The organism is Staphylococcus sp. HMSC072E01 (assembly GCF_001814125.1).
GTDB classification, from domain to species: domain Bacteria; phylum Bacillota; class Bacilli; order Staphylococcales; family Staphylococcaceae; genus Staphylococcus; species Staphylococcus hominis.
In genome coordinates, this window is record NZ_KV814958.1 from 1 (window position 1) to 322 (window position 322).

Consider the following 322-nt stretch of genomic DNA (forward strand, 5'->3'; position numbering starts at 1 on the left):
GCCGGGGTGGCGGAACTGGCAGACGCACAGGACTTAAAATCCTGCGGTGAGAGATCACCGTACCGGTTCGATTCCGGTCCTCGGCACCAATTTAAATATAGCGCCCGTAGCTCAACTGGATAGAGCGTTTGACTACGGATCAAGAGGTTATGGGTTCGACTCCTATCGGGCGCGCCATTTAAAATGATTAATTTAATATACGGGAAGTAGCTCAGCTTGGTAGAGCACTTGGTTTGGGACCAAGGGGTCGCAGGTTCGAATCCTGTCTTCCCGACTTCTTTAAAAATATGGGGGCTTAGCTCAGCTGGGAGAGCGCCTGCTT

General features: G+C 51.6%; 3 tRNA genes. All 3 read left to right on the top strand.

The window, feature by feature from the left end:
* Positions 1–89, top strand: a tRNA-Leu gene (locus tag HMPREF2953_RS00800).
* A gap of 11 nt (positions 90–100) precedes the next feature.
* Positions 101–177 (top strand) — tRNA-Arg (locus HMPREF2953_RS00805).
* Positions 178–200: 23 nt separating this feature from the next.
* Positions 201–274, top strand: a tRNA-Pro gene (locus HMPREF2953_RS00810).
* The last annotated feature ends 48 nt before the right edge of the window (positions 275–322 follow it).